Here is a 15,772-nt window from a genome sequence, read left to right on the forward strand (position 1 = left end):
CACATAGAATAGAGCAAATGCCATGAGTTTACAATTAGTTGAAGTTCATGTTCCTCCAACCCACCTTGAATTTTTCCGTGATCAATTGAACTCTTACACCTATGAATCGTGCTGGGTGGAAATACAGACAGATGGAAGATCGTTATTCAGGATACTTTCAAAAAAGGGAAATGTGGAAGACATTCTAAATGATTTAGAAGGGATTTCACAAAGTGTAAAAGGGTTTGAAACGGTTTTGTTTCCGGTAAGGGCTTATTTTTCTAATGAAACTATTAAAGCTGAGAAAAAAGAAGAACAGAACGTAAAGCTTCAAAGACTTAGCCGACATGAGCTTTTAGCTTCTATAAAAAAGAACAGTAAAACGACATGGAACTATTTATTACTTATTATCCTATCGGCAATAGTAGCGACTGTCGGATTCCTTAAAGACAGTGAGGCTGTGGTCATCGGGGCAATGGTGATTGCGCCCATGATCGGTCCTGTAATTGCTGTTGCATTTTCTTCCGTATTAGGTGATTACAAAGTACTGACGAAATCTCTGATAACCTCTCTGTTAGGAGTAGTTATTGTTGTCGCGATATCCATACTGTTCGTATTATTTTCTAGTCTTGAATTGACTACAAATCAATATTTGAGCCGGACGGTAGTCACTCCAATAGATATTATTCTCGGCGTTGCTTCTGGAGCGGCCGGAGCACTAGCTTTCATAAACCGCCTGTCAGGAAATTTAGTAGGGGTGATGGTCGCTGTAGCTTTACTGCCTCCAAGCGTTGCTTTAGGAATTTCAATAGGCAGTATGGAATGGGACCTTGCTTATGGAGCATTCTTATTGGTTACGGTCAATATCATGTCTATTCTGTTAGCGGCGGTCATTATTTTTTCGATTAGTGGAATCAGACCTGTACAGTGGAGGGAGGTCCAAAGAGCCAATGTTTCCAGACCTCTATCTATACTATTTGTAAGCGTGATCGTCGTTGTGCTGGCTTTGCTTATTTTTATAAGTGAAGGCACATTTAATTTGTAATATACAAAAATCCCGTTGCAATAATTTTCCGAAAACTATATAATTAATAATCATTAAGAAAAGGAGGTCACGAGCATGAAGAAGAAAGACGTATCAATCAACCTGAATTTCATAGCACTCGTGACCGGGCGGCCTTAATTTAAGTACTCAATGTAAGGTGAAAAGGGTCACGTATGTCCGTGGCCGTAATATGTTTGTTTTGAAGCATACGTCACGCACGTATGCTTTTTTGTGTTTTCGCGGGTGAAACCGCTTTAAATATAGCTTCATTAAGATTAGAAAAAACATGGGAGGTATGTTGATATGGAACATTTACAAATTACTGGAGCAAAGAATGATGATTGGAAAGAAAGCGGCTAGCGGGAGCTGTTTCGGGAAGGGTGATGAGAAATGTTTAGTGTGTTATTCAAGCTGGGATGGTTTTTTAAGGAATACTGGAAAAGATATACGTTTGCGATTTCCGCACTCATTGTTGTAAGTGCGATTGACTTAATTCCGCCTAAACTCGTAGGGATGGCCATAGATGAAATGCAGTTCAATACTCTTACGTGGGATAGGCTGACAGAAATTTTATTGATATATGGCTCAATTATCATAGTAAGCTATACGCTTTCCTATTTGTGGGATTACACGTTATTCAGTGGAGCGGCTACGCTTGAAAGACGGATGCGTTCAAATCTGATGGACCATTTTTTGAAAATGACTCCGAGTTTTTTTCAAAACAATAAGACAGGGGATTTGATGGCTCGATGTACCAATGACCTAAAAGCCCTGACAATGACGGCAGGGTTTGGTGTGCTGACTCTAGTTGACTCGACCATCTTCATGATTCTGATTATTGCCATGATGGGGTTTACAATCAGCTTTAAATTGACGTTGGCAGCATTATTACCCTTGCCGATCATGGCCTATATTATGAATAAATATGGAAAGGTCATTCATATGCGATTCATGGAGGCTCAAGAGGCATTTGGTGATTTGAACAATAATGTACTAGAGTCTGTTCGCGGGGTAAGAGTCATTCGAGCCTTTGTTCAAGAAGAGAACGACGAGCGCTCCTTCAACCAAATGACGGACGGAGTTTACAAGAAAAATGTTCAGGTGGCTAAAGTAGATGCTTTATTTGAACCGACGATTACGGTATTAGTAGGATTCTCATACACGATCGGGCTCGGTTACGGCTCTTCCCTCGTATTTCAGAATGTGATTACACTAGGCGAAATGGTATCCTTTAATGTTTATTTAGGCATGTTGATCTGGCCTATGTTTGCGGTAGGAGAATTGATCAATGTAATGCAGCGAGGGAACGCTTCTTTGGATCGAGTCACCGAAACTTTGGACCAAAAACCTGATGTGAAATCTCCTGAGACCCCTGTCCAAGTAAATAAACCAGAGGTCATTAAGTTTAGCAATGTTGATTTCCAATACCCCGGGTCAGAAACCTGTGCTTTAAAAGGTATTCATTTAACCGTAAAACAAGGGCAGACACTCGGTATCGTCGGTAAAACAGGCGCCGGGAAAACGACCTTGCTGAGACAGCTTTTAAGAGAATACTCCGGTTTACAAGGATCCCTGACAATCAATGATGTAAAGTTAGAAGATATTGACCTTGAAGTTAGTCGCTCATGGATCGGGTATGTTCCCCAGGACCAAGTCTTATTCTCAAAAACGATTCGTGAAAATATTCAGTTCGGAAAAGTGGATGCAACCGATGAAGAGATTTACAAAGTGATGGAACTTGCTTATTTTCTAGAGGATATTAAAGCACTGCCAAGAGGTCTGGATACAACGGTGGGTGAAAGCGGAGTTACGCTGTCCGGCGGACAGAAACAAAGGGTTTCTATAGCTCGAGCCTTTATTATGAATCCTGAAATTCTACTTCTTGACGATTCGATGTCAGCGGTAGATGGAAAAACAGAAGCGAATATCATCGAAAACCTTCGTAAAGAGCGTTATGGAAAAACTACGTGGATTGCTGCCCACCGATTGTCAGCTGTTACACATGCTGATCATATCATTGTGCTTGACGAGGGGAGAATCATTGAAGAAGGAACACATGAAAACTTAATGAAACAAAATGGCTGGTATCGCACTCAGTATATGCACCAGCAATTGGAGAATAAGGGGGTGGGTGATTGATGAAAAACCCATCGACTGAAAGGAAACTGCTTAATTACGCCTTAACATATAAAAATAACATTTTAATTGGGCTTATATGTTTGATTATCGCCGTCGCCCTAGAACTGACAGGACCTTTCATCGCTAAACGATTGATTGATGAGCACATCGTGGGGATAGAGGATCAGTGGCACGAAGTAGAAGTACAGGACAGTTATACCGTCTCTTATAATGATAACCTATATAAAAGAGAAGATAGAATGAACAGCGGAGAAGACATACTGGGAACTGCTGCAATTATACAAGTGGGACGCAGCTATTATTTTACTGAGGAAGAAATACAGTTTACGGGCACTCGTTCGATTGAAGGTGGAAATGTAGTCATCGAAACCAGTGATGAAACGACTACTGCCGAAGTCCGTAAACTATCATTGAATGAACTGTATCGCTTCTTCCAGCCTGAACAGACCTCAATATATTGGCTGCTTGCTATTTATGTAGCTATATTATTGGTGGCAGCAGGTTTCCAATTCGTTTACACGTATGTTTTACAGAAAACGTCGAATCGAATCATCCGTAAGATGCGAGATGACTTATTCCATCATATTCAGAGGCTTCCTATAAACTATTTTGTGGACCAGCCAGCAGGAAAAATCGTGGCAAGAATCACTAACGATACTGAAGCGATAAGAGAGCTGTATGTAAAAGTATTAGCAACATTTGTAACAAGCTTTTTTTACATGGCTGGAATTTATATTGCTCTCTTTCTCTTAGATGTACAGCTGGCCTTATATTGTTTATTGGTCGTCCCTATCATCTTTCTGTGGATGAGAGTATATAAACATTACGGTGGCAAGTACAATACTGTGGTCCGCTCTACTGTAAGCGATATGAATGGCAGCATAAACGAGTCCATTCAAGGAATGCCGATCATCCAGGCGTTTCAACAGGAGAAGCACACATCACAGGATTTCGAAAAGCTGAACTCAACTCATTTTACGTATCAAAGAAAGCTCGTCAGACTAAGCGCTTTAACCTCTTTTAATTTAGTGAATGTCATAAGAAACTTAGCATTTGTATTATTTATTTGGTACTTCGGATCAGGAGCGCTTGGAGCTGAAGGGCTTGTAACAGTAGGCGTGTTATATGCCTTTGTAGATTATTTAAACCGTCTATTCCAGCCCGTTACTGACCTTGTCAACCAACTGCCGCTATTAGAACAGGCGCGTGTAGCTGCCGGCAGAGTATTTGAATTGATGAGCGAGAATGGAGAAGAAGTAAAAACGGAAGCTCTCTCAAGATATAATGGCCACATTAAATTTGAAGGCGTGTCATTCGCTTATAAGAAAGGAGAGTACGTGTTAAAAAATATTAATTTTGAAGTGCAGCCGGGAGAAACTGCTGCATTTGTAGGCCATACAGGTTCAGGGAAAAGCTCCATCATGAACTTGTTATTTCGTTTCTATGATCACGAAAAGGGAATGATCAAGATTGATGACCGGCCGATCAGTGATTGGTCAAGACAGCAGTTGAGAAGTCACATGGGGATTGTCTTGCAAGATCCCTTTATCTTTTCTGGCAGCATTCTGTCGAATGTGACAATGAACGATGAAATGATTTCCCGGGAAATGGCGATCAAGTCGTTGCAAGCAGTAGGTGCCGACCGCTTTATTGAAAAACTGCCCGATCAATATGACACGGTTTTGAAGGAAAATGGCGCATCCTTATCTATGGGAGAGAGACAGTTGATATCATTCGCCCGTGCTTTAGCTTTTGACCCTGCTATACTGATTTTGGATGAGGCGACGGCGAATATTGATACGGAAACTGAACAATTAATTCAGAATGCATTAGACGTATTAAAAGAGGGAAGAACCACGCTTATTATTGCTCATAGACTATCAACAATCCAACAAGCCGATCAAATATTTGTACTTGACCATGGTACAATGATTGAACAAGGAACACATACTTCACTTATCGAATCAGGCGGCAAATATCATCAGATGTATAAGATGCAGCAAGGCGCTAAGAAACAGCCAGCGATATAGTGGTTTCTTGATCTTCAGAATTTTAGAGGTGTAAACATGAGCAAGTATGATGATGAACGAAAAGATATCATTGATGACGATTTGTATGAAGAAATTGATGAGGAAGAAATGTATGAGCTCGTTCAGGCTGAAAGAAGAGAAGCGTTAGAAAAAGCTAGAAGAGAAAAGCAAGGTCCGAAAGAAAAAAGGCCTTTTCCTAAGTGGATATTTTACCTTATCGCCTTTATGATGGTCATGAACATAGTAGCTGTTCTGCCTAACACTTTTTCCATTCCAGCGGTTGATTTTCTCATAACCTCTGCTAAACTTTCGACAGATGACGATATAAAAGAATTTAAGAGATCTATCGTAGTCGTTGATGCGGGAGAGAGTAAAGGAACTGGCTTTTCCATAAGCGATGACGGGAAAATACTTACCAATCACCATGTAATTGAAGGAGAAAGAAGAATCTCAGTAGGCTTTCAGGAAGAAGGTTTATATCAAGCTGAAGTTGTAGAATCTTTCCCGGATATTGATCTGGCCATCCTGCAGGTTGAGGGAGGTGGATTTCCTTCACTAGATTTGGCGGATGAAACATCTTTTGAGGAGTCCGAACCTTTTTCATTCATAGGGAACCCCTTGAGTTTTACAGGTGTGGCTAACGAGGGGACGATTATAGATTATATTGAATTGGAAGATTGGGAAGAGCCGGTTCTTATGCTTGATGCTCCAATTTACAGAGGGAACTCAGGCAGTCCGGTAATTAATGAAGAAGGAGAAGTCATCGCTGTTGTGTTCGCGACATTACGTGAGGATGAACATGGAAGAGTGGGCTTAGCTGTCCCGATTGATTACTATTATGAAAAGCTGGAGGCCTCCTGATTTAACCAGGCGGCCTCCAGCTTCTTACTGACTGGATATAAAGGAATGGAGAAGGATCAGGATTTAAACTTCTGAGGTATCTTCGATCAAAGGGATGGGGCTGAAGTCAAAAATCTCCGCGAAGTTAATTAAATTTGAACACATGCGAAACACCTTTTGTCCTGTTTGTGCAGCTGAGTCTGTATCATAAGGATCGCTGCAAATCGTGCTGGAATGAGGGGGAATGGTAAACCCTAGCATTGATAAGCTGTAAATGATTGATTGAACAGCTAACCTGGCTCCGCCCTCACCTTGTTCGACAGCAATGACTCCTCCTACTTTGTTGTAGAATAACTGCTGTCCTTTCTTATTTTTCATATCATGATAACCTTGTAATCGTTCAATGATTAAAGTAGCTATACTGCTTTTCTCACCAAGTGTGATCGGTGTTGCGAACAAGATGATATCTGCTTCGCATATTTTTTCGAAAATAAAAGGCCAGTCATCATTGCCGTCCAGATTACTGGTAATGCCAAAAGTAATTTGGAAATCACGTAAATGGACCCTTTCGATATCTACTTTTTCTTTTTGGAAGACCAATGCTGATTTATTCAATAATGTTTCAGTTTCAGTTTCGTTATGACCTTTTTCAAGACTGCAGTTCAACAATAAGGCTTTCATAATTTTCACCTCCTGGAAATTGATTAATCAGTGGAGGTTTAACCTAAATAGTCATGAAATAAACTTTATTGCTTTTTATGAGCACAAATGACTAGTTACAATTGGTTAGTTAAGGATAAAAAGCCTATTAAGAAATATGTAGGTTATAAGTCCTGTGTTTTGAAATGATTATTTAACAAAATGTAAATAGAGTGTGGTGGAATTATAGGTAGTTATTAAGTAAAATTGGTTTGCTCGATAAATTACCCATACTCATTCTCCTTATACAATTAGATAAGAGTACTTCAGTTGCATCGGTTGATACACATTTGTAACTAAAATGAAACTTTTTTGAAAAAACACCCAAAGAATAAAAGAGAAACCCGAAAATATATGAGTGGCCGGAGGTGATAAAGGTTGATTAAACGCCTGTTAAGAAGTGATGATGCCTCCCTTGATGAAAGAGTTACTGCGGCTAAAGAGGGAGACGAAGAAGCAAAAAATGAAATTCTGATACAGTATCAACCTTTTATCGCCAAAAGTGTATCTGAAGTATGCAAACGATATATAGACCCTGATAGAGATGATGAATTCAGTATCGGTTTATCCGCCTTTAATGAGGCGATCCATGCATATTCTTGTGAGAAAGGATGTTCTTTTTTATCTTTTGCCAAGTTGGTGATCAAGCGCAAAGTCATCGACTATATCCGTAACGAGCAGAAGAAACCAAAAGTCGTATCCTTGGATGAAGAATATATAGATGATGAACATATGGAGAATCCATCTGAAATCCAAGCAGCCAAAGATCGCTATGTGCTGGAAACTGAATCGTGGTACAGGAGAGAGGAAATTAAGGAATTTCAGTCTCAGCTTCAAAAGTATAATTTGACGTTTGAAGAATTGACCATATCCTCTCCAAAACATGTGGACGCTAGGGAATCTGCGATCCAAGTCGCCCGCATCGTTTTCAATGATGAAAATCTAAAGGAAACCGTGCTTTTGAAAGGGCGTCTGCCTATGAAGGAATTGATTCAGAAGGTAGAGGTCAGTAAAAAGACGCTGGAACGTAATCGTAAATTCATTATCGCCATGGTACTCATCCTAGACGGGGACTACATTTATCTAAAAGAATATTTGAAGGGGGTGGGTATGTGAGAAAAGGTATTGTCATGGAGCAAAGCAAGAAATACACCATCATTATGACTCACGATGGTTTTTTTCATAAAGCAAAACGTTTACAACGTGCAGAAGTTGGAATGGAAGTTCATTTTCAGCCACTTCATGCGTCTAAAATCAAGCAAACCTTTTTTCTCCATAGAACAAGATTTGCTGTTGTCACTATGGCTCTCCTTCTTACGTTATTTCCTACACTTTATTGGTTTGAGGATAATAAAGCCTTCGCTTACGTAAGTGTTGATATAAACCCAAGCGTGGAACTGGAAGTAAACGATGACATGGAAGTATTAGACATTCAAGCGTTAAACGAAGATGCAGAAAAATTAGTCTCGAAACTTGGTGGGTGGAAAAAAAAACCAGTACCTGAAATAGCGCTTGAGATGATTTCTATTAGTCAGAATGAGGGATATTTAAAGCTTGGTCGAGAAGTATTGATTGGGGTAAGTTATATTAATGAAGGCGACTTTGATTTTTCTAATGAAATAGAAGTTTTCTTGAACAATGAATTAGAGGGATTGATGCTAGCTTCTTATAATGTGCCTAATACCATTCACCAAATGGCTGAACAGGAAAACACTTCAGTTAATAAATTAATGGCAGAATCCCTCGACGGCGAGAACGACAAATTTCACCTCGATTCAGGGGTCATTGAAAATGAGGATCGCGCAATAATTCAAGCTTTTTACAATAATTCACTACATCCTGAAAAAGAAAAAGGGTCAGACGATAGTCAAAAACTAGACTCGGACGAATCATCACAAATTCCAGTTAACGATTATAAAGGTGCTCCTGATCAACATCCACATTCAGTTCCCCAGCCTTCTGCTCAGGTGAAATACTCTGAAACGAATCTCCCAGATAAGCCAGATAAAGATCAGGCAACTCCGGGGACGGCAGGGAAAGAAAAAACCCCCGATAATGATAAGCAGTCAAAAAAGCGTCCTTTGTCCAATAGTAATAGTGAAGATAAAGGTAACCACAAACCTGAAAAGAAAGCAAAAAGCCGAACGGATACAGTAGAAAAACAATCTGAAAAGAAAAATAATCCCCCTTCAAAGAAGGATGAAAATAAAACAGACAAGCCATATACAAAGAACAATGAAAAAGGCAAAGCTGATAAAGATCAAGACAAGGACAAAGATAAAAGTAAAGCTGATAAAGATCAAGACAAGGACAAAGATAAAAGTAAAGCTGATAAAGATCAAGACAAGGACAAAGATAAAAGTAAAGCTGATAAAGATCAGGACAAGGACAAAGATAAAAGCAAAGCTGATAAAGATCAGGACAAGAACAAAGATAAAAGCAAAGTTAAGGATAAAGGTACAACCAAAGAGAAAGACAAAAACGAAGACAACGACAAAAAAGATAAAGGTCCAGGAAATGAAAAGCAGAAGAAATATAAAAACAACAACAATGGTAATAATAACGGCAACGAAAAAAAGAAATAATGGACTTTATTCAAAGAATGACACTTCCAAACCTATGGAAGTGTTTTTTATTGAAGAAAATAGTGAATATACTAGGGAAGAATGAAGGAGGAACTGATTATGAATAAGAATTACTTAGGAGTAAAAGAAGGGGAATTAGCCCCGTGTCCAAAGTCCCCTAATTGTGTATCTACAAATACAGATCAACGGGATAAATTAATGGAACCACTGCCGTTTGTTCAATCAAAAGATACGACCAAGACGGCCATTAAATCAATTATAGCCAAGATGGGAAGATCAGCGATTAAAGATGAAACAGATGACTATATTCATGTAGTTTTCACTTCTAAATTGTTGAAATTTAAAGATGATGTGGAGTTCTATTTAGATGATTCCTCAGGCTTGATTCATTTTCGATCGGCTTCAAGAACAGGTTATTCAGACCTGGGAGTTAATCGTAAAAGGATGGAAGATTTTTCTGAGCACTACCACAATTGGATTGAAGAGGAGAAGAATTAATGAAATATGATTATCAAATAGCCGTTATAGGCGGGGGATCCGGCGGACTTACTGTCGCAGCAGGTGCGGCAAGTTTCGGGGCTTCCGTTGCTCTAATTGAGCGAAAGGATGAGCTCGGCGGAGACTGTCTTCACTATGGCTGTATGCCGTCTAAAGCATTAATACAAGCAGCATCCGAAGTGCAGGTAGCTTCTGAACAGACTGAACTTACTTCAAACCAATACGATCTCCTCTTTAAAAAAGCAATGAATAAAGTTAGAGAGGCTGTAGCCGATGTTCAGTCCCATGATTCAAAACAACGATTTATAGATATGGGAGTCGACATTTATGAAGCGTCCGCACAATTTGTAGACAATCATACCCTGAAAATTGGCGACCGTGCAATTACTGCGAAACGTATTGTAATTGCTACTGGTTCTTCACCGGCAGTACCTTCTATTGAAGGAATTAAAGATGTGGAATACTTGACCAATGAATCCATTTTTTCGTTAAAGGAGAGACCAGGGCATCTTGTGGTTATCGGAGGAGGAATCATTGGTTTAGAGTTAGCCAATGCGATGGCACATTTAGGAGTGAAAGTGACGGTCATCGAGAACTCTGAGTATATTCTTTCAAAAGAAGATCATGAAATTGCTAAATCAGCTCAACAGATCTTATCAGAACATATTGACTTTGTAACTCAAGCCAAGGTGAACAAAGTAGAAAAAACAGGACAGCAAATTCATGTGCACTATCAACAAGGATATCGTATGGAACACGTGGAAGGTTCTCACTTACTTGTCGCTGTAGGCAGAAAACCGAATGTGGGAACACTTGAATTGAATAAAGCAGGAGTTCAGGCAAAAAGTGGAGCTATTGAGGTCGATGAAACGTTAAGAACTCATCAATCACATATTTATGCTGTCGGGGACTGCAACGGGTCGATGCCTTTTACACATGTAGCTGGAATGGAAGGGAAAATCGCTGTTTCGAATGCTGTGCTAGGGTTATCACGAAAAGTATCATACAATAAAATTCCCTGGGTCGTTTATACATCTCCTGAAATTTATCATCTAGGTTTAACTGAAGAGGAGGCAAATGAGAAGTACGGAGATCAGCTGTTAACCTTTAAAACAAAGCTTAAGGACGCTGACCGTTTTATGGCAGAGAGGAATACGGATGGACTAGTAAAAGTGATGACTACGGAAAAAGGAAAAATAGTAGGTGCTCATGCGATAGGTGCTGGAGCCGGGGAATGGATGCAGGAAATAGGCACTTTACAAGCTTTGAACAAGAAGTTTCAGACTCTATCCAATGTCATCCATCCGTACCCTGCGAGAAACAACGTCGTATCTCAGACAGCGGACTTATACTGGCGGGAAAAGCTGTTCAACAGCAAATGGAACGACGCCATAAAATGGTATGTGAAGAAATTCCGATGAACTCTTATAGAGAGCTAGACAATAGCTAAGTGGATTAAGTAGGATAGAGAAGAGTGAACACTTTGATTTAGAAAGGAAATCCGTGATGTCTAAGATTGATTTATCTCAATTTGAGAAAAAAATGATCGTACGTAATACGCAGGATGGAGATATTGATCAATTATTTGAGTTGCAGAAAAAATGTTTTCCTAATATGGAACCATGGAAAAGAAAGCATATTGAAAGCCATTTGCGCCTTTTCCCTGAAGGACAGTTTGTAGTGGAGTTTGATGGAGATATTATAGGTAGCTGTTCAAGTTTAATCGTCAACTTTGATGAATATGATGATAAGCATACATGGGATGATATTACGGATGAAGGTTACATTACGAATCATGATCCTGACGGGTATAACCTTTATGGGATTGAAGTAATGGTTCACCCTGATTTTCGCGGAATGAAAATTGGAAGAAGATTGTATGAAGCACGTAAGGATTTAGCTAGAGAATACAATTTGAAAAGTGTGATTATTGGAGGAAGAATTCCGAATTACCACAAGCATGAGAATGAATTATCACCAAGAGAATACGTAGAAGAAGTTCGCAATCAGAATATTTATGACCCTGTACTGACTTTTCAAATTATGAATGGGTTTACGGTAATGAGAATCAATCCAAATTATTTGCCCGATGACAAACTTTCTTCTAAATATGCTACGTTGATGGAATGGAACAATATAGACTATAGGGCACGTACGAAACGTCATTTTAAAACAAGTCATCCTGTCCGAATCATGGTGATTCAATATATGATGAAAAATATTGATTCCTTTGAAGAATTCAGCCGTCAGTGTGAATATTATGTGGATGTTGCGGCGGATTATGGCTCTGACTTCGCTGTATTTCCGGAAATTTTTACGACGCAGCTTATGTCCTTTCTAGAAGAGAAAGTTCCTTCTAAATCCGTGAGGAGACTATCTGAATATACAGAAGAGTACATTGAAATGTTTACTCATTTAGCCGTGAAATATAATGTTAATATTATCGGTGGCTCTCATTTCGTCGAAGAGAATGATCAGATTTACAATATATCCTATCTGTTTCGACGAGACGGCACTATTGAAAAACAATATAAAATTCATATCACGCCAAATGAGCGGACTTGGTGGGGAATTCAGCCAGGAGATGCTGTGAAGGTTTTTGATACGGATTGTGGAAAAATAGCCATTCAAATTTGTTATGATATTCAATTTCCGGAACTTGCACGATATGCCGTAGACCAGGGCGCAAATATAATTTTCGTACCTTTCTGTACAGATGACAGGCAGGGATATTTGCGGGTGAGATACTGTGCGCAGGCTCGCGCAATAGAAAACCAAGTCTATACAGTAATTGCTGGTACCGTAGGTAATATGACGCAAGTCGAAAACATGGATATTCAGTATGCTCAGTCCGGCATATTTACGCCCTCTGATTTTGAATTCGCAAGAGATGGTATTGTGGGAGAGTGCAATGCTAACGTCGAATCTGTTGTCGTGGGAGACGTTGATTTAGAAATATTAAGGAGACAAAGAAAGTCTGGAACTGTAAGGCAGCTCCATGACCGCCGCAGAGATTTGTTCGACCTTTCATTTAACGTCAACACAGAGTTCAAACCAGAAAGAACGTAAGAAAAGCCACCCGGCCAGTTCATTTAGGCGGGGTGGCGTATTTATACATAAAGAGTCGGTTGTGTCGCAGCTTGTGCATGGTCTATATAATGTAATAAATTTTCATGTGTTACATATAGAGACGCTTCAGAGTCGGGGTAATGGTAAGCGTGCAGAAAAGATTCGATCTTTTTGGCTAAAAAATGATCATTGGTCCTTACCATGAGGACGAGTAAGTCGTCCCATTGACCCCAGATCATAAAGTTCAAAGCTTTTTCATAGTCGTCTTGGTACATTAGGTCACTTCCTTAAAGTAAGGAGTGTTTTTATTATCTCCATGGAGGGTACCAAGAAAACAGAGAGTTCCTCACATTAATGGAAATATCGACAATTAGGAAAAAGGAATAAAGAACATCTGATTAGATTCTTCAGGAAAATGGAAGGAGTCGTAGGTTCATGAGTGCAAGACAGTGGGTTTGGATTAATTTAGGTGGTGTTTTTGCATTTGGGTTATTTTTTGTCTTAAGCTTAATCACAAGAGGTCACACAGCTTTTGTAGTTTTAACGGAAATCATCGGTTTAGCTACACTTGGTTTTGCAATAGCCGCAATCGTTTACAAAAAAAAAGATTTAAGGTGGTTAGCTATATCCATTATCAGCTATATGACGCCTTGGCTTGTTTTCGCGATCGGGCATGAAGCGGGAGTAAATGCATCGAGTACTTTGAAAGGGCTCTGGTTTTTCCCTTTCTATATAACCATTGTTGCTGGAATGTTTTTTATAAAACGCAGTTATCATTATTTAGAAGGACTATTTAAGTTACTTCCTGCTTTTTTCTTATTTTTTCATTCGATTCTGCTTTTATACATGATTGCTCTACATATATGGTGGGTTCTTCCCATTCAATCGTAAATCTTCTTCGGGAGGCTTTTTTATAACTTTGTTTCGGGCACTTAAATATAATTTAATTTGATGTTGATACTATAGTTAGAAAATGAAGAAAGTCTAGTGTTAGTGAAAGATTGTTCTTTAACTAACTGGCAGGATAGTGGAAGACTTGATTTCGAGATAGTATGGGTTCGTTGCCGTGTTGAGAGTCAGGGGTGGTTGGGAAGCTACTCGCTTTCCTGTGGAATCTCTGCTGTCCCGTCATTATGGTGAGTGGAAGGTGGTTTTAGGAATGGACTCGCTTTCCGTGGGAGTGCAGTGAGCTTCCTCAGGCTGCCGCCTTCCGGGATCTCACCAATCACTCTCTCCCCACAGGAGTCTCGCCCATTCCTAAAACCACCTAACTTATATGAAGGGACGGAACTAAGAAATGAGAACCAAAAAACTCTCTGGTACCAACGTTCCCTACCCACCCTATCATTATGAAGTGACTGCCACGATCTCATCTCACCCGCGTATTCGAGTTTCGACGCTTAGCGGGTTAACGAGACTTCCTTCATTTCTGTACGATAAGTCAACATCGAATCACTCCGTTCTTCGTGTTTCCTTTATCTCCGCCAGCTCAGTCCAGTCCATACGCCGCTGAACGAAGCGCTTCCGCTTTTACAAAGGGAGTCTCGCAGCTTCCCAACAACCCCATTCGATGAAGGGGAGAAACGAACCGTCACATAAAAAAAGAGCTTCTTCCCGATTCCTGTGAAATGAAGATATTGTGTCCCACTTCAAGTTATTTAACGAGAGACCTCTTTTACGCACCTTCAGTATTTAACATTCATGTTCGTATTTTCATGCTAAGGCGGTGCCGTAAACAACTTGGACATGGGTGGTAATAACCTCCAGCGTTTAGATTTATTAGGTAAGGAGAAAAGCTCTTCTCGGTTCGTAGATGATAATGTTATATCAACGGCGTTTCCGAGCTGCTCATCATCGTAAAGAGCTCCGGGAAATTGCGAGACTCCTGTGGGAAAAGAGTGCTTGGTGAGACCCCGGAGAGCGTTAGCTCGAGGAGGCTCACTGCGCTCCCACGGAAAGCGAGTGATTTCCCGGAGCTCTAAACGCTGTCAATCATAACGGAAACAGGCCGAACATCTTGAAACTGAGGGAGCTTTAGATTAACAGGTGGTTTTTTAAAAGGGTTGATTATTAATATCCAAGGGTTCTTTTTTGTTATTAGTTTTGGTATTTATAGTGAGTGGTAATTAAGCAGTTTTTTCGTCTTCTCCTCAGTATTGGCGATAACTAAAAACAATACTATACTTATATCAGAATTTTTTTTAGCAATTTAAAAAAGAAGTTACTGCCGTAAATTCCTTTTCGAATAAATCATTTCTCCTTACACATACTACCGTTAAGAACGGAAGGAGGGATGAACATGAAAACGAAAATAAAAGCAGTAATGTTTGGATTACTTGCAGCTTTTACGTTAACAGCTTGTCAAGCTGAACAAGAATCAAGCCCCAATGATGGCAATTATGATGGAGTAGAAAATACACGATTTGAAAGAACAGCTGACCAGGATAACAGTGAAAGCACCAACAACAATCAGTATGATAATGACAGAGGTATGCGTCATAACACTAATTATCATGTAGCAGAAAAAGCAGCTGACCGTATAGCAAAAGACGTAGACGGAGTGAAAGACGCATATGTTTTGAAAACTCGCGATAATGCTTATGTTGCGGCAGTTTTGAATAATCAAAATGGAGACTCTGAAGAGGTTTCTGATAAAGCTGAAGAACAAATCACAAAAATTGTGAAAGACTCAGATCAGGATATTGAGAATGTTTATATTACAACCAATCCTGATTTTGTCGACCTCTCTAATCAATATGCAGAGGACGTTGAAGAAGGAGAACCTGTGGAAGGTTTTTTCCGTGAATTCGGAGAAATGGTTGATCGGGTATTCCCAAACGAAAATAGCTGAGCAGCAGTCAGGATTCTCTAAATTAGAGGACCCTGAC

At 39.7% G+C, this 15,772-nt stretch carries 13 protein-coding genes; 11 read left to right on the top strand and 2 right to left on the bottom strand.

All coding sequences use genetic code 11. The annotated features are described in order from the left end of the window. Positions 1-22: 22 nt before the first annotated feature. From O2Q26_RS15540 to O2Q26_RS15555, 4 genes are all read left to right on the top strand, one after another. Complete coding sequence (locus tag O2Q26_RS15540) at positions 23-1,024, top strand: TIGR00341 family protein (RefSeq protein ID WP_289216764.1); 1,002 nt, start codon at positions 23-25, stop codon at positions 1,022-1,024. Between the two features lie 390 nt (positions 1,025-1,414). Then, complete coding sequence (locus O2Q26_RS15545) at positions 1,415-3,163, top strand: ABC transporter ATP-binding protein (RefSeq protein ID WP_289216765.1); 1,749 nt, start codon at positions 1,415-1,417, stop codon at positions 3,161-3,163. Then, the gene (locus tag O2Q26_RS15550) at positions 3,163-5,193 is read left to right on the top strand and encodes an ABC transporter ATP-binding protein (protein WP_289216829.1); all 2,031 of its coding nucleotides are present in this window, start codon (positions 3,163-3,165) and stop codon (positions 5,191-5,193) included. Before O2Q26_RS15545 ends, O2Q26_RS15550 begins: the two co-directional genes overlap by 1 nt. A 36-nt stretch (positions 5,194-5,229) precedes the next feature. Beyond that, on the top strand, positions 5,230-6,054 hold the full coding sequence (locus tag O2Q26_RS15555; RefSeq protein WP_289216766.1) for a S1C family serine protease: 825 nt from the start codon (positions 5,230-5,232) through the stop codon (positions 6,052-6,054). A gap of 63 nt (positions 6,055-6,117) precedes the next feature. Here O2Q26_RS15555 and O2Q26_RS15560 read toward each other — a convergent pair whose 3' ends face one another. After that, positions 6,118-6,714: a flavodoxin family protein gene (locus O2Q26_RS15560; RefSeq protein WP_289216767.1), complete on the bottom strand. Its 597-nt coding sequence runs from the start codon at positions 6,712-6,714 to the stop codon at positions 6,118-6,120. A gap of 396 nt (positions 6,715-7,110) precedes the next feature. Between O2Q26_RS15560 and sigI the strand changes: the two genes are divergently transcribed. The 5 genes from sigI to O2Q26_RS15585 all read left to right on the top strand — a co-directional run bounded on the left by sigI (position 7,111) and on the right by O2Q26_RS15585 (position 12,884). Then, the gene (gene sigI / locus O2Q26_RS15565; RefSeq protein ID WP_289216768.1) at positions 7,111-7,848 is read left to right on the top strand and encodes an RNA polymerase sigma-I factor; all 738 of its coding nucleotides are present in this window, start codon (positions 7,111-7,113) and stop codon (positions 7,846-7,848) included. Further along, entirely contained in the window at positions 7,845-9,317 is a 1,473-nt protein-coding gene (locus O2Q26_RS15570) for an anti-sigma factor domain-containing protein (protein WP_289216769.1), read from the top strand. Before sigI ends, O2Q26_RS15570 begins: the two co-directional genes overlap by 4 nt. Positions 9,318-9,416: 99 nt before the next feature. Then, positions 9,417-9,815, top strand: coding sequence for a DUF1499 domain-containing protein (locus O2Q26_RS15575; RefSeq protein WP_289216770.1), 399 nt, complete (start codon positions 9,417-9,419; stop codon positions 9,813-9,815). Continuing rightward, positions 9,815-11,236, top strand: a complete 1,422-nt coding sequence (locus tag O2Q26_RS15580; protein WP_289216771.1) for a dihydrolipoyl dehydrogenase family protein — start codon at positions 9,815-9,817, stop codon at positions 11,234-11,236. Before O2Q26_RS15575 ends, O2Q26_RS15580 begins: the two co-directional genes overlap by 1 nt. Positions 11,237-11,321: 85 nt before the next feature. Beyond that, positions 11,322-12,884 (top strand): bifunctional GNAT family N-acetyltransferase/carbon-nitrogen hydrolase family protein, encoded by a 1,563-nt coding sequence (locus O2Q26_RS15585; protein WP_289216772.1) that lies wholly within the window; start codon positions 11,322-11,324, stop codon positions 12,882-12,884. 41 nt (positions 12,885-12,925) lie between these two features. On the opposite strand, the gene O2Q26_RS15590 is transcribed toward O2Q26_RS15585, so the two are convergent. Beyond that, complete coding sequence (locus O2Q26_RS15590; RefSeq protein WP_253936413.1) at positions 12,926-13,159, bottom strand: YhdB family protein; 234 nt, start codon at positions 13,157-13,159, stop codon at positions 12,926-12,928. A 160-nt stretch (positions 13,160-13,319) separates the two neighbouring features. Between O2Q26_RS15590 and O2Q26_RS15595 the strand changes: the two genes are divergently transcribed. Together O2Q26_RS15595 and O2Q26_RS15600 are read left to right on the top strand one after the other, a co-directional pair. Beyond that, positions 13,320-13,775 (top strand): hypothetical protein, encoded by a 456-nt coding sequence (locus tag O2Q26_RS15595; RefSeq protein WP_289216773.1) that lies wholly within the window; start codon positions 13,320-13,322, stop codon positions 13,773-13,775. Between the two features lie 1,408 nt (positions 13,776-15,183). Beyond that, positions 15,184-15,735, top strand: a complete 552-nt coding sequence (locus O2Q26_RS15600; RefSeq protein WP_289216774.1) for a YhcN/YlaJ family sporulation lipoprotein — start codon at positions 15,184-15,186, stop codon at positions 15,733-15,735. Positions 15,736-15,772 lie beyond the last annotated feature (37 nt).

Origin of the sequence: Halobacillus campisalis (assembly GCF_030345335.1) — a bacterium.
GTDB lineage: Bacteria > Bacillota > Bacilli > Bacillales > Halobacillaceae > Halobacillus_A > Halobacillus_A campisalis.